The organism is Streptomyces sp. NPDC102279 (assembly GCF_044766365.1).
Taxonomy (GTDB): Bacteria; Actinomycetota; Actinomycetes; order Streptomycetales; family Streptomycetaceae; genus Streptomyces.
The window spans coordinates 371,314-391,982 of sequence record NZ_JBIWLU010000008.1 but is presented as its reverse complement, the minus strand read 5'-3'; the positions used below and the strand labels follow the sequence as shown (position 1 = coordinate 391,982).

Sequence of the window (20,669 nt, the reverse complement as noted above, 5' to 3'; positions counted from 1 at the left end):
CGTGCCCCGCGACCCGCGCCCCGGCAGGGTGGCCCCCACAAGGCGAAAGGCCCCAGGGGTCACCGAAGAGTGGCAATTCACGCTCACCGGTGATGCCGTGCGAAAACGGACCATCTCCCTGGTGACGGGGGCGAATGCCTCCTAGCGGACCCCCGCGCCGAGTGCCGGGGAAGATGTGCCAGAGTTGCCACGTCCGCCCTGTCAGCACGTACCGTACGGCAGCACAGGTGGGACCAGGTGGGGCAGCGGGAAGGGGCATCCGGTTTGACCACGCACGCACCGCAGGCGGCGCAGGCCGTGACGCTGCCCGTCTCGCTGGACGAGGCGGTCGCGGCACTGTCCGCCATGCCCGCCGCCGTTCCCGTGGCCGGCGGCACCGATCTGATGGCCGCGGTCAACTCCGGGCAGCTCAGGCCGGCCGCGCTGGTCGGCCTCGGCCGGATCAGCGAGATCCGCGGCTGGCAGTACCAGGACGGACACGCGCTGCTCGGCGCCGGACTCACCCACGCCCGGATGGGCCGCCCCGACTTCGCCGCCCTCATCCCGGCGCTCGCCGCCGCCGCGCGGGCGGCCGGACCGCCGCAGATCCGCAACGCGGGCACCCTCGGCGGCAACATCGCCTCCGCCGCGCCCACCGGCGACGCACTGCCCGTACTGGCCGCCCTGGAAGCCACGTTGATCATCGCGGGGCCGGGCGGAGCCCGCCGCGAGATCCCGGTGTCGCACCTGCTCGCGGGCGTGGACATGCTCCGCGGCGGCGAACTCATCGGCTACGTGCGCGTGCCGCTGCTGCACGCCCCGCAGGTCTTCCTGAAGGCCACCGGACGCACCGGACCCGGGCGCGCGATCGCCTCCGTGGCGCTCGTCCTCGACCCGGCCAGGCGCGGGGTGCGGTGCGCCGTCGGTGCCATAGCGCCGATGCCGCTGCGGCCCCTGGACGCCGAGGCGTGGGTGGCCCAGCTCATCGACTGGGACAACAGCCGGACGATCGTCCCCGAGGCGCTGAGCGCGTTCGGGGAGTACGTCGCGGCGGCCTGCATCCCCGACCCCGTCCCCGCCGAGGACGGCTCCGTGCAACAGCTTCCGCCCGCAGTACTGCACCTGCGGCGCACCGTCGCCGCGCTGGCCCGACGAGCACTCGGGAGGGCGCTGTCGTGACCGACGACCAGCACGAGGAAGGCGCCCGCCGGAGCGGCGGCCGCTGGGACCCGCTGCCCCAGGGCGACTACGACGACGGCGCGACCGCCTTCGTCAAGCTCCCCGAGGGCGGCATCGAGGCCCTCCTCGCCTCCCGGGAGCCGCTCGCGGCGCCCGGGCACGGATACGTCCCCCCGCGGATCGACGTGACGCCCGCCCCGCCCGACGCCGGTGACCCGGCGACCGCCGGGACGTGGGGCGCGCAGGGCGGCGGCTCCTGGCCCGACCCGAACGCCGCGCAGCAGGGGGCCGGCGCCCACGACGACCGGTTCGCCCACCAGCCGGGCGCCACCGGGCAGTGGGAGTACGCCGAATACGCCGACACCGCCCCCGGGGACACCGGCCACGGCACCGGCTACGACGGCGGGCACGGCGCGGCGCGCGAGGGTGAACACGGCACCGGGCACGACGTGACCGGGCAGTGGTCGATCCCGGTCGCCGTAGGTGATCTTCCGGACGAATCGGGCGAGTTCACCACATCGGCACTCGTCGAGCAGTGGGGCGGCACGCCGCCCGCCACGCTGCCGGGCGGCGCGTCTGCCCCCTGGGCGAGCGAGATCGGACAGGCCTGGAGCGGCGATCCGCGCGACGCGGCCCCTGAGGGCCCCGCGGACTCCGCGCCGCAGTCACCTCCGCCCCCGCACTCCCAGGCCCCCCAGCGGCCCGCGGAGCCCGCCCACGAGGCCGCCGAGTTCGCCGCCGACGAACCCGTGGCCGACCACACGCCCGAGGCGCCCGCGCAGGACCCGGCGCACGAGACGTCCGACGGCGTCGGGAACGACGGGTCCGACGACACCGGGACGCCCGCGGCCGACGGCCCGGAGACCACCCACGGCGACGGCTTCGCGGCGGACACCGACGACGAGACCCCGGACGCGGACCACCCGGCCACCGCCCCGCACGACGAACACCCCCTCGCCTCCTACGTGCTGCGCGTCAACGGCGCCGACCGGCCCGTCACCGACGCGTGGATCGGCGAGTCCCTGCTCTACGTCCTGCGCGAGCGGCTCGGCCTCGCGGGCGCCAAGGACGGCTGCTCGCAGGGCGAGTGCGGTGCCTGCAACATCCAGGTCGACGGCCGGCTCGTCGCCTCCTGCCTGGTGCCCGGCGTCACCGCCGCCGGCAGCGAGGTGCGCACCGTCGAGGGACTGGCCGCCGAGGGACAGCCCTCCGACGTGCAGCGCGCCCTGGCCAAGTGCGGCGCCGTGCAGTGCGGTTTCTGCATCCCCGGCATGGCGATGACCCTCCACGACCTCCTGGAGGGCAACCCCGCGCCCACCGAGCTGGAGACCCGCCAGGCGCTGTGCGGCAACCTGTGCCGCTGCTCCGGCTACCGCGGCGTCCTGGACGCCGTGCGCGAGGTCGTCGCCGAACGCGAGCACGCGTCGTCCGCGCCCGACGCCGGCCCCGACGCGGACGAGGCCCGCATCCCGCACCAGGCGGGCCCCGGCGCCGGCGGCGTCCACCCGTCCGCCTACGAGGACGACGACGCCTACGGCTCCCCGGCGTCGCACGAACAGCCGTACGGCCAGGACGGAGGCCAGGCGTGACCAACCAAGCCGCGACCGCGACACCGGCGTCACCGGAGACGGGCCCCGAGCCCCTGCCGCACGGACTCGGCGTCTCCCTGCCGACCGCCGAGGCCCGCGCCAAGACCGAGGGCACCTTCCCGTACGCGGCCGACCTGTGGGCCGAGGGACTGCTGTGGGCCGCCGTGCTCCGCTCGCCCCACCCGCACGCGCGCATCGTCTCCATCGACACCCGGCACGCGCGCGAGATGCCCGGCGTGCGCGCCGTCATCACCCACGAGGACGTCCCCGGCAGCGCCCTGCACGGCCGGGGCAGAGCCGACCGGCCGGTGTTCGCCTCCGACGTCGTACGCCACCACGGCGAGCCCATCGCCGCCGTCGCCGCCGACCACCCCGACACCGCGCGGATGGCCGCCGCGGCCGTCATCGTCGAGTACGAGGTGCTCGAACCGGTCACCGACCCGGAGCAGGCCTTCGAAGCCGAACCCCTGCACCCCGACGGCAACCTGATCCGGCACATCCCGCTGCGCCACGGCGACCCGGACGCCGCGGGCGACATCGTCGTCGAGGGCCTGTACCGCATCGGCCGCCAGGACCCCGCCCCCATCGGCGCCGAGGCCGGACTCGCCGTGCCCCGCCCCGACGGCGGCGTCGAGCTCTACGTCGCCTCCACCGACCCGCACACCGACCGCGACACCGCCGCCGCCTGCTACGGCCTGGACCCCGCGCGCGTGAAGGTCGTCGTCACCGGCGTCCCCGGAGCCACCGCCGACCGCGAGGACCAGGGCTTCCAGCTGCCGCTCGGCCTGCTCGCGCTGACGACCCGCTGCCCGGTGAAACTCACCGCTACGCGCGAGGAGTCCTTCCTCGGCCACGCCCACCGGCACCCGACCCTGCTGCGCTACCGGCACCACGCCGACGCCGAGGGCAAGCTGGTCAAGGTCGAGGCGCAGATCCTGCTCGACGCGGGCGCCTACGCCGACACCTCAGGCGAGTCCCTCGCCGCCGCTGTCTCCTTCGCCTGCGGCCCCTACGTCGTCCCGAACGCCTTCATCGAGGGCTGGGCCGTCCGCACCAACAACCCCCCGTCCGGGCACGTGCGCGGCGAGGGCGCCCTCCAGGTCTGCGCCGCCTACGAGGCCCAGATGGACAAGCTGGCCAAGAAGCTAGGCGTCGACCCCGCGGAACTGCGGCTGCGCAACGTCATGGCCACCGGGGACGTCCTGCCCACCGGCCAGACGGTCACCTGCCCGGCCCCCGTCGCCGAACTGCTCCAGGCCGTACGGGACTTCCCGCTGCCCGCCCTCCCCAAGGACACCCCCGAGGACGAGTGGCTGCTGCCCGGCGGACTCGAGGGCGCGGGCGAACCCGGCGCCGTACGCCGCGGGGTCGGCTACGCGCTCGGCATGGTCCACATGCTCGGCGCCGAGGGCGCCGACGAGGTCTCGACGGCCACCGTGAAGGTCCACGACGGCGTCGCCACCGTGCTCTGCGCGGCCGTGGAGACCGGACAGGGCTTCACCACGCTGGCCCGGCAGATCGTCCAGGAGACCCTCGGCATCGACGAGGTGCACGTGGCACCCGTCGACACCGACCAGCCCCCGGCGGGTCCCAGCTGCCGCGGCCGGCACACCTGGGTCTCCGGCGGAGCCGTCGAACGCGCCGCCAAGATGGTCCGTACGCAACTGCTGCAGCCCCTGGCGCACAAGTTCGGCATGTCCACCGAGCTGCTCCAGATCACCGACGGCAAGATCACCTCGTACGACGGTGTCCTGTCGACCACCGTCACCGAGGCGATGGACGGCAAGGAGCTGTGGGCGACCGCGCAGTGCCGCCCGCACCCGACCGAGCCGCTCGACGAGGCCGGCCAGGGCGACGCCTTCGTGGGCCTCGCCTTCTGCGCCATCCGCGCGGTGGTGGACGTCGACATCGAACTCGGCTCCGTCCGGGTCGTGGAGCTGGCACTCGCCCAGGACGTCGGCCGGATCCTCAACCCGGCCCAGCTGACGGCCCGTATCGAGGCGGGCGTCACCCAGGGCGTCGGCGCCGCGCTGAGCGAGAACCTCCGCACCGCCCGCGGCCTGGTCCGGCACCCCGACCTCACCGGCTACGCCCTCCCGACCGCCCTGGACACCCCCGACATCCGCATCGTCAAGCTGGTCGAGGAGCGCGACGTCGTCGCCCCCTTCGGAGCCAAGGCGGCCAGCGCGGTGCCGGTCGTGACGTCCCCCGCGGCCGTCGCGTCCGCCGTCCGGGCGGCCACCGGCCGACCGGTCAACCGCCTTCCGATCCGCCCGCAGGCAGCGGTGGTGACGGCGTCGTGAGCGCGCAGGAGCCCGTACCCGGCGATACGGCCCCCGGTACCGACCCCGCACCCGGCACCGGCGTCCCCGCCCCGCAGGCGGCCGACGACCAGCCGCGCTACGAACCCCCGCCCAGCGTCGGGAAGCTCTTCTTCTGGGTGCTGCTCTTCGTCCTGGCGGCCGTGGTCGTCGTCGTGGGCGGGGTCTACTTCACCTGAGGCGCGAAGTCCGAGGCCATGGCCTCGGACCCGCCTCCCGGCCCTCCGCCTGGGCCCTCCACCGTCGGCCCCTCGCGCCCCGCTCGCAAGCGGCCCCGGCCCAACTGGAGGAACGGTCGAGCCCCCTTCTCCCTCCCCGTGGATCATGGGCGTGACCTGCCCGTTCCTGTCCCGCGGGAGAGCCGTTCCCGCGACTTCCCTGCGTTGTCAGTGGGGCGGCGTATGGTTCTGGCTCAATGGGGAACTGCCGTGGGACGACCGGCCGTTCTCTCCGGGGGAAGCACAAGCGTTCACATGCGCGGGGGAGCCATGAGCACGACTGACACCGATGTCGGCGGCGCGATCACACTGACCGACCACGAGCTGGATCCGTACGTCACACACCCGTCCACGCGGCATCTCCTGACGGGTTCCGGACTGCCCGCCGAGAGCGCGCTGCTGGGATTCGACGCGCTGCGGGAGCACGGCCTGCGCACCCTGGCCGACCTTGCGGGCGACGCCGACAGGCTCGCCGAGGAGCTGCGCGACCGGCTCGTCATCGGGGCGCTGCGCAGCCTGGACCGGGACCTGGAGTCGCTCGTGCTCGACGGGACGACGGGCGAGGTCTCCTCGGCGTGCGTCCCGAGAAGCCCCGCCGACCTGGACCTGTCGCCGCTGGCCCCCTCCCTTGAGGCCCTGCTGCGCTTCGCGGCGGCCACCGAGGAACTGACAGCGCCCGTCGGCCGCCCGGGCCCGTTCGGTCCGAAGGCGGTCGCGGAGACGTCGGACCGGCTGGGCGTGGTCTTCGAGGACGCCGCGGGCGCGGACGTACCGCCGTACTGGCGGATGGCCGCTCTGATCCGCCCGCTGGCCCGGATCGCCGGACCCGGCGACGGACTCGTCCTCGGTCTGCCGAAGCGGCTGCTGGACGAGGAGTTCGGCGCGGGCGGGATCATGCGCTTCGAGGACGTCGACTTCCCGCGCGCGCTGACGCACGAGCCGACCCGCCGCTTCCTGCGCGAGACCGGCCTGCCCGAGGACGGGCTCCTCTTCCAGCTGGACACGGAGGTGCCGCTGCCGGCCCTCACCGAGTACTACGCGGACGAGCGCCCCGACGCGTTCGCCGCCGGCCACCTCCCGGTCACCGCCTGCCGCCTGATCCGTCTCGGCGACCTCGTGGAGGACACGAGCCTGGTCGTGGACGGCGCCACGGGCGCGGTGCTCGCCTGGAGCGAGCCGGACCTGACCCTGCGCCCGCTCAACGCGGACATCTCCACGCTTGCCTTCACCCTGTGGCTCCTGCACCGTGAGCGCACCCTGGACGCGGTCCACGGCCTGAGCGACTCCCACGAACACCTCGCGGCCACCCTGACGGAAACCCTCGCCGCCGTGGACCCCGTCGCCTGCGACCGGACTCCGACCCTGCCGGGCGACGACGGCCTGCGCCACTGGCCCGAGATATTCGAGGACCGGGCGAGCGGCTCGCTGCACGCGTAGCGCCCGGTGTCCCCGTCGGCGGGGAAACGAGAACCGGCCGCCCCCGAACCGGGGACGGCCGACCTTCACGGAGGCCGTGGCGGGAATCGAACCCGCGTAACTCGCTTTGCAGGCGAGTCCCTGAACCACTCGGGCACACGGCCGTTCTCAGGTGCGGCACGGCTCACTCGTTCCGAACCTGATGGGTCGACCGTAGGCGGGTGGGGCGGCCGGCTCAAGGCATCCGGCGCTGCCGCAACGCGACTGCCACACGCCGTTCATGAACGCTGGGCGGGCGGTGCGGGGGAGTGGTCGTAGGACCAAAGGACCGGACGATCACCGTCTTCGGACAGGAGTCAGTCAGGGCTGCGCACCTTACGCTGACGGCCATGGCAACACTGGAGACGCCCGATGTCGTGACCGTTCCCGCCGAGGGCGAGGACGAGGACGGCGTGCTGGGGCGGGCGTACCGGGCACTGAGCATCGGGATCGTTTCCGTGGTGCTGGTCATCGCGTTCGAAGCGACCGCCGTGGGCACGGCGATGCCCGTCGCCGCCCGGGACCTCGACGGGGTGGCGCTGTACGCGTTCGCCTTCTCCGGGTACTTCACGACCAGCCTGTTCGGGATGGTGCTCGCCGGGCAGTGGTCCGACCGGGACGGGCCGCTGGCGTCGCTCACCGTCGGCATCGGCGCGTTCGCCGCCGGGCTGCTGCTGTCCGGAACGGCCGGCGGCATGTGGGTGTTCGTCCTCGGGCGGGCCGTCCAGGGGCTCGGCGGCGGGCTCGTCATCGTCGCCCTGTACGTCGTCGTCGGGCGGGCCTACCCGGAGCGGCTACGGCCCGCGATCATGGCGGCGTTCGCGGCGGCCTGGGTGGTGCCGTCCGTCGTCGGCCCCCTCGCCGCGGGGGCGGTCACCGAACACCTCGGCTGGCGCTGGGTGTTCCTCGGCATCCCGGCCCTCGTCGGCATGCCCCTCACCGTCGCCCTGCCCCAGATACGCCAGCGGGCCGGGGGACCCGCGGCGCGGGGGGAGCGGAATGGGGAGCGGAAGGGGGAGCGGACCGGGAAGGACAAGGACGCCAGGGGGGCGGCGGGCGGTGCCACGGCTCCCGACCGCGACCGAGGAGCCAGGTCCGGCCCTCTCACTCGCACAGACGGGCTCGCCGGCACCGGCCCTCTCACTCGCACAGACGGGCTCGCCGGCACCGGCCCTCTCACTCGCACAGACGGGCTCGCCGGCACCGGCCCTCTCACTCGCACCGACGGGCTCGCCGACACCGACCCCCTCGTCAGCCCCGGTCCCCTCACCCCCGCCCCGCTCGGTGCCGGGCCTCTCGACCGTGCTCCCCTCGCCGCCGAACCGCTCCGGCGCGCGCCCCTCGACCGGCGGCGCATCCGGCTGGCGTTCGGGATCGCGCTCGGGGCCGGGTTGCTGCAGTACGCGGCCCAGGATCTGCGTCCGCTCTCGCTCCTGCCCGCCCTGGCCGGTGTCGCCCTGCTCGTCCCCGCCGTGCGCGGGCTGCTGCCGCACGGCACCTGGCGGGCCGCGCGCGGGCTGCCGTCCGTCGTGCTGCTGCGGGGCGTCGCGGCCGGGTCCTTCGTCGCCGCGGAGTCCTTCGTACCGCTGATGCTCGTCACCCAGCGGGGTCTCTCCCCGACACTCGCCGGGCTGTCGCTCGCCGCGGGCGGTGCCACCTGGGCGCTGGGCTCCTGGGTGCAGGCGCGGCCCCGCGTGGAGCCGTACCGGGAGCGGCTGATGTTCCTCGGCATGGTGCTGGTCGCGGCGGCCGTCGCGACCGCGCCCAGCGTGCTGATCCCGGCCGTGCCGGTGTGGACCGTCGCCGTCGCCTGGGCGTTCGGCTGCTTCGGGATGGGCCTCGTGGTCGCCTCGACGAGCGTGCTGCTGCTCCAGCTCTCGGCCCCGCACGAGGCCGGCACGAACTCGGCCGCCCTCCAGATCTCCGACGCCCTGTGCAACGTCCTGCTGCTCGCCCTCGGCGGAGCCGCCTTCGCGGCGCTGGGCGGCGGCGCCATGGCCCACGCGGCGACCGGCACGGTGTCAGGAGCCCACGGATCCCATCCGGCCGCCTTCGCGGCGGTGTTCCTTCCGATGGCGGCGGTGGCGCTGATCGGGGCGTGGGTGACGACACGTGTCAGGGAACGGCGACCCGCGGCCGCGCTCGGCCACGGAGGCTGAGGCCATGGGCCGCGACGGCTCCCGCACGTCACGTGGCCGTCCTCGCGGGCCGGGTGCGGGAGTGACTGCGGACCGTCATGTGACGTCAGTCCCATCCACGGCGGACCCGGCGTCGTCCGAGCGTTGCCACGCCGCGGGCGCCGGTAGGGTGGCCCGGTTGTCATACGTAGCCGAGCCGAGCCGACCGCCCGTCTGCCGTCACCGCCACACCTGACGCGCCGCGCGTGGACCCGGACGCTCCCTATCGCCACCCAGACCGGAGACCGTGACTACCACCGCCGCCAGCGCCTCCTCGCACTCGCACCACCTCTCACCCGCCTTCCCCGGCCGCGCCCCCTGGGGCACCGCCAACAAGCTGCGCGCCTGGCAGCAGGGGGCGATGGAGAGGTACATCCAGGAGCAGCCGCGCGACTTCCTCGCCGTCGCCACCCCCGGCGCCGGCAAGACGACGTTCGCGCTGACGCTCGCGTCCTGGCTGCTGCACCACCACGTGGTCCAGCAGGTGACCGTGGTCGCGCCGACCGAGCACCTGAAGAAGCAGTGGGCCGAGGCGGCCGCGCGGATAGGGATCAAGCTGGATCCCGAGTACAGCGCCGGACCGCTCAGCAAGGAGTACCACGGCGTCGCGGTGACGTACGCGGGTGTCGGAGTGCGGCCGATGCTGCACCGCAACCGCTCCGAGCAGCGCAAGACCCTCGTGATCCTCGACGAGATCCACCACGCCGGTGACAGCAAGTCCTGGGGCGAGGCCTGCCTGGAGGCGTTCGAGCCCGCCACCCGCCGGCTCGCGCTCACCGGTACGCCGTTCCGCTCCGACACCAACCCCATCCCCTTCGTCACGTACGAGGAGGGGAGGGACGGCATCCGCCGGTCCTCCGCCGACTACACGTACGGCTACGGGAACGCGCTGGCCGACCACGTCGTGCGGCCCGTCATCTTCCTCTCCTACAGCGGCAACATGCGCTGGCGCACCAAGGCCGGTGACGAGATCGCCGCCCGGCTCGGTGAGCCGATGACCAAGGACGCCATCAGCCAGGCCTGGCGCACCGCGCTCGACCCGCGCGGCGAGTGGATGCCGAGCGTGCTGCGCGCCGCCGACCAGCGGCTCACCGAGGTGCGCAAGGGCATCCCGGACGCCGGGGCCCTCGTCATCGCCACCGACCAGGACTCGGCCCGCGCCTACGCCAAGCTGATCCGGGAGATCACCGGCTCCAAGGCCACCGTCGTGCTGTCCGACGACACCGGCGCCTCGAAGCGCATCGACGACTTCGCCGCGAGCGAGGACCGGTGGATGGTCGCCGTCCGCATGGTGTCCGAGGGCGTCGACGTGCCGCGTCTCGCCGTCGGCGTGTACGCGACCACCATCTCGACACCGCTCTTCTTCGCCCAGGCCGTCGGCCGCTTCGTGCGGTCCCGGCGGCGCGGCGAGACCGCGTCCGTGTTCCTGCCGACGGTCCCCGACCTCCTCACGTTCGCCAACGAGATGGAGGTCGAGCGCGACCACGCCCTCGACAAGCCCAAGAAGGACACCGAGGAGGACCCGTACGCCGAGTCCGAGCAGGAGATGGACGAGGCGAACAAGGAGCAGGACGAGGACACCGGTGAGCAGGAGCAGTTCTCCTTCGAGGCGCTGGAGTCCGAAGCCGTCTTCGACCGTGTCCTCTACGACGGCGCCGAGTTCGGCATGCAGGCCCACCCGGGCAGCGAGGAGGAGCGGGACTACCTCGGCATCCCCGGGCTCCTCGAACCCGACCAGGTGCAGTTGCTGCTCCAGAAGCGGCAGGCCCGGCAGATCGCGCACAGCCGCAAGAAGCCGGACGACGAGGCGGACCTCCTCGAACTGCCCGCCGAGCGGCGTCCGGTGGTCTCCCACAAGGAGATGCTGGAACTGCGCAAGCAGCTCAACACCATGGTCGGCGCGTACGTCCACCAGAGCGGCAAGCCGCACGGCGTGATCCACACCGAGCTGCGCCGCGTCTGCGGCGGCCCGCCGAGCGCGGAGGCCACCGCGGGACAACTGCGCCAGCGGATCGCCAAGGTCCAGGAGTGGGCCACCCGGATGCGGTGATCCGCGGAAGCGGTGATCGCCGGGTGCCTGACTTCCGTATCCCATGCGGTCCGTGAGCGGTGCCGTTCGCCCCCGTTCTCGCGTCGCGCCGATCGTCGGTCCCGGTGGCGGACCGGAGACCACGGATGCCCATGGAGAACCGGTTACCTCCGAGCGGCCGGTATCCGGAACCCGTGCCACGGGCCGGCGGTCTCCTTCTCAGGGGCGGGAAACCCTTCGGACCGGCGTGCGCCGTCGCCTGTGCGCTGCGTGCACGCGCGGTGTACGCGGAGTGGCGCGCGCCCCGCGTTCCGGGACAAACGGAATCAGTCCGTACGAGCCGATGCCCGGATTCTGGACGGAGACTTCCGCTCAGCGGACCGGCTCGCTACTGTCCCGCTACGCACACGCCCCGTGGCAGCGCCGCCGCGGAGCGCAGCCGTGAAGCGACTCCGCCCGGGAAGAGCCCGGGTCGCCAGCCGACCGGCGGCCTCTGAAGCGCGTCGCCGACGGGACTCGGTGACGCATCCGCCGAGCGAGGGCCGTCGACCTCACCACTAAGGAGTGGGCGTCGTGACCGCGGAGACCTCTCAGACGCTCGACCGGGGACTGCGCGTCCTCAAGCTGCTCGCCGACACGGACCACGGGCTGACCGTCACCGAGCTTTCGAACAAACTGGGCGTCAACCGGACCGTGGTGTACCGGTTGCTCGCCACGCTGGAGCAGCACGCGCTCGTACGCCGGGACCTCGGCGGCCGTGCCCGGGTCGGGCTCGGGGTCCTGCGCCTCGGCAGCCAGGTGCACCCCCTCGTGCGGGAGGCCGCGCTGCCCGCGCTGCGCGCCCTGGCCGAGGACATCGGCGCGACGGCCCATCTGACGCTGGTCGACGGGACGGAGGCGCTCGCCGTCGCCGTCGTCGAACCGACGTGGACGGACTACCACGTGGCCTACCGTGCCGGGTTCCGGCATCCGCTGGACCGGGGAGCCGCGGGCCGCGCGATCCTCGCGGCCCGGCAGGCGCCGGTGGGGGATCCCGGGTACACGCTCACCCACGGGGAGTTGGAGGCGGGCGCCAGCGGGGCCGCGGCGCCGCTCATCGGGGTCACGGGGGTCGAGGGCAGCGTGGGGGTGGTCATGCTCGTGGACGCGGTTCCCGAGCGGGTCGGACCGCGCGTGATGGACGCGGCCCGCGAGGTCGCGGACGCCTTGCGCTGACGCCGGTCCGCGACGCGGCGGCGCCTTGTACCGACGCCGGTCCGCGACGCGGCGGCGCCTTGTACCGACGCCGGTGCGCGACGCGGCGGCGCCTTGTACCGACACCGGTCCGCGGCGCGACGGCTCCTCGTGGCGACGCCGGTCCGCGAACGGGCGGACGTCCTGCCGCGTGCCGGCTCTTCCGAACCGGGTGACCCTCGCCCCCGTGGGACCTGTCCGGAGGGTCCGGCGGGCGGTGACGTTAGATTGACCCCGTGCTCTCTCGCCTCACGCGCCCCAAGGCCGTCGCCGTCTGCGCCCTCCCCGTCGTGGCCCTGCTCGCCACGGCGGTGTTCGCGCCGCTGCCCTTCTCCCTGGCGCAGCCCGGCCTGACGGCGAACGTCCTCGGCGAGAACAAGGGCGACCCGGTGATCACCATCACGGGGGCGCCCAGCCGGGACACCCGCGGCCAGCTGCGGATGACGACGATCGAGGCCACCGGGCCGGACGCGAAGGTCTCCCTCGGGGACGTGCTCAGCGGCTGGTTCGCCACCGACAAGGCCGTGATGCCCCGCGACTCGGTCTACCCGAGCGGCGGCAGCGTCAAGGAGATCGAGCAGCACAACGCGAACGAGATGAAGAAGTCCCAGGACACCGCCACCGAGGCGGCGCTCGGCTATCTGCACGAGAAGGGCGACGTCAAGGTCACGCTCAAGCTCGCCGACGTCGGCGGACCGAGTGCCGGGCTGCTCTTCTCGCTCGGCATCGTCGACAAGCTGGACGGCGACGGCAGCGGCGGCGACCTCACGGGCGGCCGGGTCGTCGCGGGGACGGGGACGATCGACGCCGACGGCAAGGTGGGCGCGGTCGGCGGGGTCGCCCTCAAGACGCAGGCGGCCCGCCGCGACGGGGCGACCGTGTTCCTCGTACCGAAGGCGGAGTGCTCGGACGCGAAGTCGGAGCTGCCGAAGGGGCTGCGGCTGATTCCGGTGACGAGCCTGCAGGGCGCGGTCGAGTCGCTGGTCTCCCTGGAGAAGGGCAAGGGCTCGATCCCGAGCTGCTAGTACCGCGGTCCGCGGCGCTCACTTCTGCTTCACGAACCCCTCCGACGTCATCCAGTCCAGAGCCACCTCGTGCGGATCCTGGCCCTCGACGTCGACCTTGGCGTTCAGGTCCTGCGCCACCGTGTTGTTCAGCGCCTTCGTCACCGGCTCGATGACCTGGGCGATCTGCGGATACTTCTTGAAGGCCTTGGCGTTGACCACGGGCGCCGCGTTGTAGTTGGGAAAGAACTTCTTGTTGTCCTGCATCACCTCCAGGTGCATCGACTTGATGCGCCCGTCGGTGGTGAACACCTCCCCGTACGTGCAACTGCCCTTCTGCACCTGGGTGTAGATGATCCCGGTGTCCATCTGCGTGACGTTCTTCGCCGGGATCGACATGCCGTACGCCTTCTCCATGCCCGGCAGTCCGTCGGCCCGGTTGGCGAACTCGCTCTCCACGCACAGGGTGACGGCGCCCGGGTCCGACTTGGAGAGCGCGGCCACGTCGGAGAGCGTCTTCGTGCCGTACTTCTTGAAGTTGGCCTGGTTCATGGCGAGCGCGTAGGTGTTGTTCAGGGCGGACGGCGGCAGCCAGATCACACCGTTCTTGGGGTCGGCGTCGTGCACGGCCTGCCACTGCTTCTGCGGGTCCGGGATCGGCTTGCTGTTGCCGAGGTAGGTGATCCACGCGGTGCCCGTGTACTCGTACGTGGCGTCCGCGTCACCGTTCTTGATCGCCTCGCGGGTGCCGATCGACCCCTGGATGCCGGTGCGGTCGATGACCTTCGCGCCGGCCGCCTGGAAGGCGATGCCCATGATCGCGCCGAGGATCAGCTGCTCGGTGAACTCCTTCGACGCCACCGTGAGCGTGGCGCCCTTGAGCGGCTCGCCCTTCCCGACGGTGCCCGGCTCGACGTCGTCCGTCATCGGGGAACCGCTGGTCAGCCCGCAGCCGGACGCCAGCACCAGCAGCCCGGCGAACGCCGCGAGGGTACGGGTTCTTCTCGTCGGCCCCCTCACGTCCCCACCTCCAGTCCGCGCGGCCTCAGCAGCAGTTCCGCCAGCGATGCCAGCCAGTCGACCAGCAGCGCGAGCGCGACCGTGAGGATCGCGCCGAGGACCAGGACCGGCATGCGCTGGGTGGTGATGCCGGTGGTGATGAGGACACCGAGTCCGCCGCCGCCGCCGAAGGTGGCGAGCGTCGCGGTGCCCACGTTCAGGACGAGTGCCGTACGGACGCCGGCCAGGATCAGCGGGACCGCCAGCGGGAGTTCGACCCGGGTGAGCACACCCAGCGGTGACATGCCGATGCCGCGTGACGCCTCCAGCAGGGTCGGGTCGTTCGCGTTCAGACCGGCGATCGTGTTGGACAGCACCGGCAGGATCGCGTAGATCGTGATGCCGATGAGCGCGGACCTCTCGCCGGTGCCGAGCCAGATCACCAGGAGCGCCAGCAGACCGATGGCGGGTGTCGCCTGCCCCATGTTGGCGAACGTCATCGCGATCGGGGTCGCCTTGCGGAACGCCTTGCGGGTCAGCAGGATCCCCAGCGGGATGGCGATGATCAGCACGAAGAACGTGGAGATCACCGTCAGCTGGATGTGCTGCCACAGGGCCTTGGACACCTGGCCGTTGGACAGGGCGTTCTTGGAGATCGGGTCGAGGTCCGCCTGCTGGAACCAGAGCCAGGTGCCCAGCAGCAGGGCGATCAGCAGAGCGGGCAGGAAGGTCAGCGTCTGCCAGCTGATCCGGCGCTTCGGCGGCTCGGCCGACGGCGGCGCCTCCCGCTCGCCCTCGCCGTCGCCGTCGCTGTCGTCGCGGAAGGCGAGGCCCTTGACCTCGTGCTCGCCCTCGGGGCGATGTTCGGTGGGCGGAGTGTTCACGCCTTCCCCTCCCCGCCCTCGACGCCCTCCTGCTCGAACTGGGTCTGCTGGGCGCGCGCCTCCTCCAGCTCGTGCTGGTGCTCCATGGCCTCCAGGCGATCGGCCTCCAGGAGTTCGTGCACCGAGTTCATCAGGGTCTCCATGTCGACCACCCCGGTGTACTCGCCGCGCCGCCCGGTGACCGGCACCCGGCCCGAGTTGTCCGTGAGGACCGCCTCCAGCGCGTCCCGCAGGGTGGCGTCCCGCGTCACCGTGTCGTGCACCAGGGTGCCCGCCCGCGCCAGCGAACCCTTGGCCCGCATCAGGTCGCCGCGCCGCAGCCACTTGTACGGGCGGCCCCGCTTGTCGAGCAGCAGGATCTCGTTCGTGCCGCTGGAGCGGAGCTTGCCGAAGATGTCCTGGAGCGGGTCGTCGACGGTGACCGTCGGATAGTCGGTGATCTCGACGTCCCGGACGCGGCTGAGGTTCAGCCGCTTCAGGGCGGCGCCCGCGCCCACGAAGCCCGAGACGAAGTCGTCGGCCGGGTTGGTGAGGATCGCTTCCGGGGTGTCGAACTGCGCGATGTGCGAGTGCTCGCGCAGCACGGCGATCCGGTCGCCGAGCTTGATGGCCTCGTCGAAGTCGTGGGTCACGAAGACGATCGTCTTGTGCAGCTCGTGCTGGAGCCGGATCAGCTCGTCCTGGAGGTGGTCGCGGGTGATCGGGTCCACCGCGCCGAACGGCTCGTCCATGAGCAGCACCGGCGGGTCCGCGGCGAGCGCCCGCGCCACCCCGACGCGCTGCTGCTGGCCTCCGGAGAGCTGGCGCGGGTAGCGGCCCTGGAACTCGGAGGGGTCGAGGCCCACCAGGTCGAGCATCTCCTCGACCCGCGCCTTGATCCGCGCCTTCGGCCAGCCGACCATCTTCGGGACGAGCGCGATGTTCTGGGCGACCGTCATGTGCGGGAACAGCCCGGACGACTGGATCGCGTACCCCACCTTGCGGCGCAGCTTCACCGGGTCCATGTCGGTGACGTCCTCGCCGCCGATCCGGATCCGGCCGCTGCTCGGTTCGATCAGCCGATTGATCATCTTCAGGGTGGTCGACTTGCCGCAGCCGGACGGGCCGACGAACACGACGAGTTCGCCCGCCTTGATCTCCATGTTGACGCTGTCCACGGCCGCGTCCCGGCTGCCGGGATAGCGTTTGGTGAGGTTCTCCAGCTCGATCGTGGCGCCCGTGGTCGACGCGGCGGCGGCGTCGGCCGCGGTGTCGGGCCTCTCGGCGCGCCCGGTGGTGTCGGCGGTCTCAGGCACGGATCCCCCTCGGGATGGTCAGCCGGCCGATCAGGACGTACGCGGCGTCGAACAGCAGCGCGAGGATGATGATCCCGACCGTGCCGGCGAGCACCTGGTTGAGTGCGTTCTTGCTGCCCAGCGAGCTGATGCCGCGGAAGATCTCGTTGCCGAGGCCGGGACCCGAGGCGTAGGCCGCGATGGCCGCGATGCCCATCAGCATCTGGGTGGAGACCCGGATGCCGGTGAGGATCGGCGGCCAGGCAAGCGGGAGTTCCACCCGCACCAGCCGGGCAACCCGTGACATGCCGATACCGGTGGCGGCGTCGACCAGCGTGGGATCGACGCCGCGCAGACCGACGATCGCGTTGCGCACGATCGGCAGCAGGCCGTACAGCGTCAGGGCGATGACCGTGGGCGGAACACCCAGGCCCACGATCGGGATCAGCAGGCCGATCATGGCGAGCGAAGGGATGGTCAGGATCGCGGAGGTGGTCGTGGTGGCGAGGTTGCCCGCCCAGTCGCTGCGGTAGGTGAGGACACCGATCAGCACCCCGATGAGGGTCGCCACGACCATGCACTGGAAGACCGCGCTGGCGTGTTGGTAGGCGTCCGTGAGGAGCTGCTCATGGCGGCTGCTCAGGTACTCCCAGAAGTTCACGCCACGTCACCTCGGTCACTCGTTCCGGTGCTCGGTCGCTGCCTGTTCCACGAGCGGGATGATCCGCAGCGGAACCGGGTTCTCCATGACGATCGCCGTGGACGCCCGGACGATGCCATCAAATCCGACAACCCGGTCGATCACCCGCTGGAGATCGGCGTTCGAGCGGGCCACCAGGCGGCACAGCATGTCCCCGCTGCCGGTGGTGGTGTGCAGCTCCAGGACCTCGGGGACGGTCGCCAAGTGGGCCCGTACGTCCGCGCCTTGGCCCTGCCGGATCTGCAGGGTGGCGAACGCGGTGACCGGATAGCCGAGCGCGGTCGGGTCCACCTGCGGACCGAAGCCCCGGATGACTCCATTCGACTGAAGACGGTCCATCCGGGCCTGCACGGTGCCCCGCGCGACCCCGAGCCGCCGGGACATCTCCAGCACACCGATGCGCGGCTCCCGCGCCAGCAGCACGAGCAGCCGCCCGTCCAGATGATCGATCGCCACAGGTGCCTCCGGAATGGTCATCATGTACAGAAAGCTCGGCCGGGTGGGCCATCCGCTGTACAGATTGCTCAGTCAATACGTGAACTATTGCGCACCTTGCGGAACGGCGGGAGTCTGCCGCCATGACGCAGACCACAGACCACACCCCCGACACCGCCCGGCAGGCCGATCCCTTCCCGGTGAAGGGGATGGACGCGGTCGTCTTCGCCGTCGGCAACGCCAAGCAGGCCGCGCACTACTACTCCACGGCCTTCGGCATGCGGCTCGTCGCCTACTCCGGACCGGAGAACGGCAGCCGCGAGACGGCGTCGTACGTCCTCGAGAACGGCTCGGCGCGCTTCGTCTTCACCTCGGTGATCCGGCCGACGACGCCCTGGGGCGAGTTCCTGACCGAGCACGTGGCGGAGCACGGCGACGGCGTCGTCGACCTCGCGATCGAGGTCCCGGACGCGCGCGCCGCGTTCGCGTACGCCGTCGAGCACGGCGCCAGCCCTCTCGTGGAGCCCCACGACATCAAGGACGAGCACGGCACGGTCGTCCTCGCCGCGATCGCCACGTACGGCCGGACCCGCCACACCCTCGTCGAGCGCACCGGCTACGACGGCCCCTACCTGCCCGGTTACGCGGCCGCCGACCCGATCGTCGAGCCGCCCGCCCGGCGCACCTTCCAGGCGGTCGACCACTGCGTCGGCAACGTCGAACTCGGCCGGATGAACGAGTGGGTCGCGTTCTACAACAAGGTCATGGGCTTCACGAACATGAAGGAGTTCGTGGGCGACGACATCGCGACCGAGTACAGCGCGCTGATGTCGAAGGTCGTCGCCGACGGCACGCTCAAGGTCAAGTTCCCGATCAACGAGCCCGCCGTCGCCAAGAAGAAGTCCCAGATCGACGAGTACCTGGAGTTCTACGGCGGCGCGGGTGTCCAGCACATCGCGCTGAACACGAACGACATCGTCGAGAGCGTCCGCACCATGCGCGCGGCCGGCGTCCAGTTCCTCGACACCCCCGACTCGTACTACGACACCCTCGGCGAGTGGGCCGGCGACACCCGCGTCCCCGTCGACACCCTGCGCGAGCTGAAGATCCTCGTCGACCGCGACGAGGACGGCTATCTGCTGCAGATCTTCACCAAGCCGGTCCAGGACCGTCCGACCGTCTTCTTCGAGATGATCGAGCGGCACGGCTCGATGGGCTTCGGCAAGGGCAACTTCAAGGCCCTCTTCGAGGCGATCGAGCGCGAGCAGGACAAGCGCGGCAACCTCTGACCGGGTGGGGTCCGCCCGTCGGCGGGCGGACCCCCGGGAAAGGTCGGCCCCTCGGGTCCGGTGGAGGCGCGGCCTCCACCGGGCCCGAGGCGTGTCCGACGCCGACCACACCCGCCCGCAAGGGCGTTCAGCGCGTCGCAGGCCGTTCCGGCGCGGGAGCCGCAGCTGACCTCGGAGCGGCCGACGCCCCGGCCGGGTCCGAGGAGGTCGGACGCGGCGCGGGCCGGGGAGTCGCCGTTCCCGGCGCGCCGGCCGCCCCCGCGGCGTCCCCGGACTCCTCCTCGCCCTCCGCCGCTTCCCCCGGCTTCCCCGACGGCTCCGGCAGCCCCTCGGCCGGCGGTTCGCCCAGTGCCGCCAGCGCCTCCTGCGCGGCAGGAGCGAGCAGCGGCGAGAAGTACGGGTTGATCCGCAGCGCCTCCGCGAGATGACGGCGGGCCGGACCGGTCTTCCCCAGGTCCCGCTCGATCTGCCCCCGGTGGTACGCGTACAGCGCGCTGCGCATCTCGCCCCCGTGCTCCTTGTCCATCGTCCGGGTGGCGAACGTCAGCGCCTGCGCGTCGTCCCCGGCCCGGTGCAGCGCCCAGCCCAGCGCGTCCGCGACCGCGATGCCGGGCTGCCGGTCCCACTCGGCCCGCAGCCGCCGCACCGCCTCCTGCGGATCGCCGTGGTCCGCCTCCAGGAACCCGAGGACCAGCTCGTCGTCCACACCCCCGGCCGCGTCCCGCCGCACCAGCTCCCGCACCAGGTCGTACTGCACGCGCGCCGCCCCGGGCAGCCCCAGCTTCTCGTACAGCTCGCCCAGTTCCAGCGCGTGGCGCGGCGCGGGCCGCTTGGCGAGCGCCGCCCGATAGGCGCGCAGCGCCTCCGAGGTACGCCCGAGCGCGGCCAGCGCGCGCCCCTGGCCGGCGAGCGCGCCGTGCTCGTCGGGGTCGGTGCTCACCGCCGCCCGGTAGTGGTCCAGCGACTCCTGGACGTCACCGCGCTCCCACGCCAGCTGCCCGCCCAGCTGGAGGAAGGCGGCCTGCTGCGAGGGCGTTGTCGCACCGGCGGCCGCGTCGGCGATCGCCGCCCCCGCGTCCTCCCGCCGGCCGCGGTCCCAGTAGGCCCGCGCCGCGACGGCCTGCGTCACCGGACCGGACCGCAGGGCCAGCAGCTTGTCGAGCGCCCTGCGCGTCGCCTTGTGGTCGCCGAGCCCGGTGTACGCCTCGACGAGCGCGGGATACGCCGTCCACCGCTTCGGCGCCAGCTTCACCGACGCCTCCCCCCACTGCTTCGCGGTCCGGAAGTCACCGCGCGCGACGGCGAGCCCGGCGAGCCCGTCCAGCGCCGCCGCGTTGTCCTTCGGCCGGACGTCCAGCGAGGTGCGCAGCGCCTTCTCGGCCTTCGGGTAGTACGCGGCTGTCGTCGTCCGGCGCGCCTGCTCCGCGTAGGCGGTCCCGAGCACCGCCCACGACTGGTCGTCGCGCGGATGGGCCCGCAGATGCGTCTCACGGTCACCGATGAGCGCCGCCAGGTCGGGCAGCGCGGCGGGCGCACCGGCCCCCACCGCCGTCATCGCCCGGGCCACCGGCCCCGGGGAGGGCGGCGGCGCACCGCCCGGCCCCGTGGAGGGCAGCAGCACCAGCACACCGCCGAGCACGACACAGCCGACGGCCGCGCCGATCAGCACGCGCCGGGCGAGCGGCGAGCGGCCCGCACCGGCGGCCTCCGCGGGCGGGCCGCCCGGCTCCCCGGATCCCGGACCTGCGGCGTCCCCGGTTCGCGGACCCACGGGCTGCCCCGGCCCGGGCCCGGCGGGCACCGGCTGTCGCTCTTCGATGTCCATGCCGCTCACTGTGCGTCAGTACGAAGACCACATCCCGGCTTGCCAAGCCCCGCGCGGATGGGGTTCACACCGATGGCCC

Annotated in this window: 16 protein-coding genes and 1 tRNA gene; 10 read left to right on the top strand and 7 right to left on the bottom strand. The window is 72.8% G+C overall.

The window, feature by feature from the left end:
- Positions 1 to 264 precede the first annotated feature (264 nt).
- The 5 genes from ACIRQH_RS22910 to ACIRQH_RS22890 all read left to right on the top strand — a co-directional run bounded on the left by ACIRQH_RS22910 (position 265) and on the right by ACIRQH_RS22890 (position 6,723).
- Entirely contained in the window at positions 265 to 1,158 is an 894-nt protein-coding gene (locus ACIRQH_RS22910) for an FAD binding domain-containing protein (RefSeq protein ID WP_388866307.1), read from the top strand.
- Positions 1,155 to 2,747: a 2Fe-2S iron-sulfur cluster-binding protein gene (locus tag ACIRQH_RS22905; RefSeq protein ID WP_404226890.1), complete on the top strand. Its 1,593-nt coding sequence runs from the start codon at positions 1,155 to 1,157 to the stop codon at positions 2,745 to 2,747. Before ACIRQH_RS22910 ends, ACIRQH_RS22905 begins: the two co-directional genes overlap by 4 nt.
- Positions 2,744 to 5,050 (top strand): xanthine dehydrogenase family protein molybdopterin-binding subunit, encoded by a 2,307-nt coding sequence (locus ACIRQH_RS22900; RefSeq protein WP_404226889.1) that lies wholly within the window; start codon positions 2,744 to 2,746, stop codon positions 5,048 to 5,050. Before ACIRQH_RS22905 ends, ACIRQH_RS22900 begins: the two co-directional genes overlap by 4 nt.
- Positions 5,047 to 5,247: a hypothetical protein gene (locus ACIRQH_RS22895; protein WP_358815026.1), complete on the top strand. Its 201-nt coding sequence runs from the start codon at positions 5,047 to 5,049 to the stop codon at positions 5,245 to 5,247. The genes ACIRQH_RS22900 and ACIRQH_RS22895 overlap by 4 nt, the downstream gene beginning before the upstream one ends.
- Before the next feature lie 309 nt (positions 5,248 to 5,556).
- Positions 5,557 to 6,723, top strand: a complete 1,167-nt coding sequence (locus tag ACIRQH_RS22890) for an SUKH-4 family immunity protein (protein ID WP_388866295.1) — start codon at positions 5,557 to 5,559, stop codon at positions 6,721 to 6,723.
- Between the two features lie 71 nt (positions 6,724 to 6,794).
- Here the strand turns inward: ACIRQH_RS22890 and ACIRQH_RS22885 are convergent.
- Positions 6,795 to 6,866, bottom strand: a tRNA-Cys gene (locus tag ACIRQH_RS22885).
- A gap of 225 nt (positions 6,867 to 7,091) precedes the next feature.
- Here ACIRQH_RS22885 and ACIRQH_RS22880 point away from each other — a divergent pair.
- The 4 genes from ACIRQH_RS22880 (at position 7,092) to ACIRQH_RS22865 (ending at position 13,205) form a co-directional block, all read left to right on the top strand.
- Entirely contained in the window at positions 7,092 to 8,900 is a 1,809-nt protein-coding gene (locus ACIRQH_RS22880; RefSeq protein WP_404226888.1) for an MFS transporter, read from the top strand.
- 265 nt (positions 8,901 to 9,165) lie between these two features.
- Positions 9,166 to 10,968, top strand: a complete 1,803-nt coding sequence (locus ACIRQH_RS22875; protein ID WP_388866289.1) for a DEAD/DEAH box helicase — start codon at positions 9,166 to 9,168, stop codon at positions 10,966 to 10,968.
- A 552-nt stretch (positions 10,969 to 11,520) separates the two neighbouring features.
- On the top strand, positions 11,521 to 12,162 hold the full coding sequence (locus ACIRQH_RS22870; protein ID WP_355862852.1) for a helix-turn-helix domain-containing protein: 642 nt from the start codon (positions 11,521 to 11,523) through the stop codon (positions 12,160 to 12,162).
- Between the two features lie 254 nt (positions 12,163 to 12,416).
- Positions 12,417 to 13,205: a S16 family serine protease gene (locus tag ACIRQH_RS22865; RefSeq protein ID WP_355862854.1), complete on the top strand. Its 789-nt coding sequence runs from the start codon at positions 12,417 to 12,419 to the stop codon at positions 13,203 to 13,205.
- A gap of 18 nt (positions 13,206 to 13,223) precedes the next feature.
- On the opposite strand, the gene ACIRQH_RS22860 is transcribed toward ACIRQH_RS22865, so the two are convergent.
- From ACIRQH_RS22860 to ACIRQH_RS22840, 5 genes are all read right to left on the bottom strand, one after another.
- Positions 13,224 to 14,111 carry a glycine betaine ABC transporter substrate-binding protein gene (locus ACIRQH_RS22860; RefSeq protein WP_388866484.1) on the bottom strand — a complete coding sequence of 296 codons (888 nt, stop codon included), beginning with the start codon at positions 14,109 to 14,111 and terminating at the stop codon, positions 13,224 to 13,226.
- A gap of 89 nt (positions 14,112 to 14,200) precedes the next feature.
- Complete coding sequence (locus ACIRQH_RS22855; RefSeq protein WP_388866285.1) at positions 14,201 to 15,067, bottom strand: ABC transporter permease; 867 nt, start codon at positions 15,065 to 15,067, stop codon at positions 14,201 to 14,203.
- A complete protein-coding gene (locus ACIRQH_RS22850; protein ID WP_388866282.1) occupies positions 15,064 to 16,362 on the bottom strand; it encodes a betaine/proline/choline family ABC transporter ATP-binding protein in 1,299 nt (432 codons plus the stop codon). Before ACIRQH_RS22850 ends, ACIRQH_RS22855 begins: the two co-directional genes overlap by 4 nt.
- Complete coding sequence (locus ACIRQH_RS22845) at positions 16,355 to 17,002, bottom strand: ABC transporter permease (protein ID WP_358815021.1); 648 nt, start codon at positions 17,000 to 17,002, stop codon at positions 16,355 to 16,357. Before ACIRQH_RS22845 ends, ACIRQH_RS22850 begins: the two co-directional genes overlap by 8 nt.
- A 15-nt stretch (positions 17,003 to 17,017) precedes the next feature.
- Positions 17,018 to 17,497, bottom strand: a complete 480-nt coding sequence (locus tag ACIRQH_RS22840) for an Lrp/AsnC family transcriptional regulator (protein WP_358815110.1) — start codon at positions 17,495 to 17,497, stop codon at positions 17,018 to 17,020.
- A gap of 122 nt (positions 17,498 to 17,619) precedes the next feature.
- Here ACIRQH_RS22840 and hppD point away from each other — a divergent pair, with 122 nt between their 5' ends.
- Positions 17,620 to 18,765: a 4-hydroxyphenylpyruvate dioxygenase gene (gene hppD, locus ACIRQH_RS22835; RefSeq protein WP_388931252.1), complete on the top strand. Its 1,146-nt coding sequence runs from the start codon at positions 17,620 to 17,622 to the stop codon at positions 18,763 to 18,765.
- 127 nt (positions 18,766 to 18,892) lie between these two features.
- On the opposite strand, the gene ACIRQH_RS22830 is transcribed toward hppD, so the two are convergent.
- Positions 18,893 to 20,590, bottom strand: a complete 1,698-nt coding sequence (locus ACIRQH_RS22830) for a tetratricopeptide repeat protein (protein WP_404226887.1) — start codon at positions 20,588 to 20,590, stop codon at positions 18,893 to 18,895.
- Positions 20,591 to 20,669 lie beyond the last annotated feature (79 nt).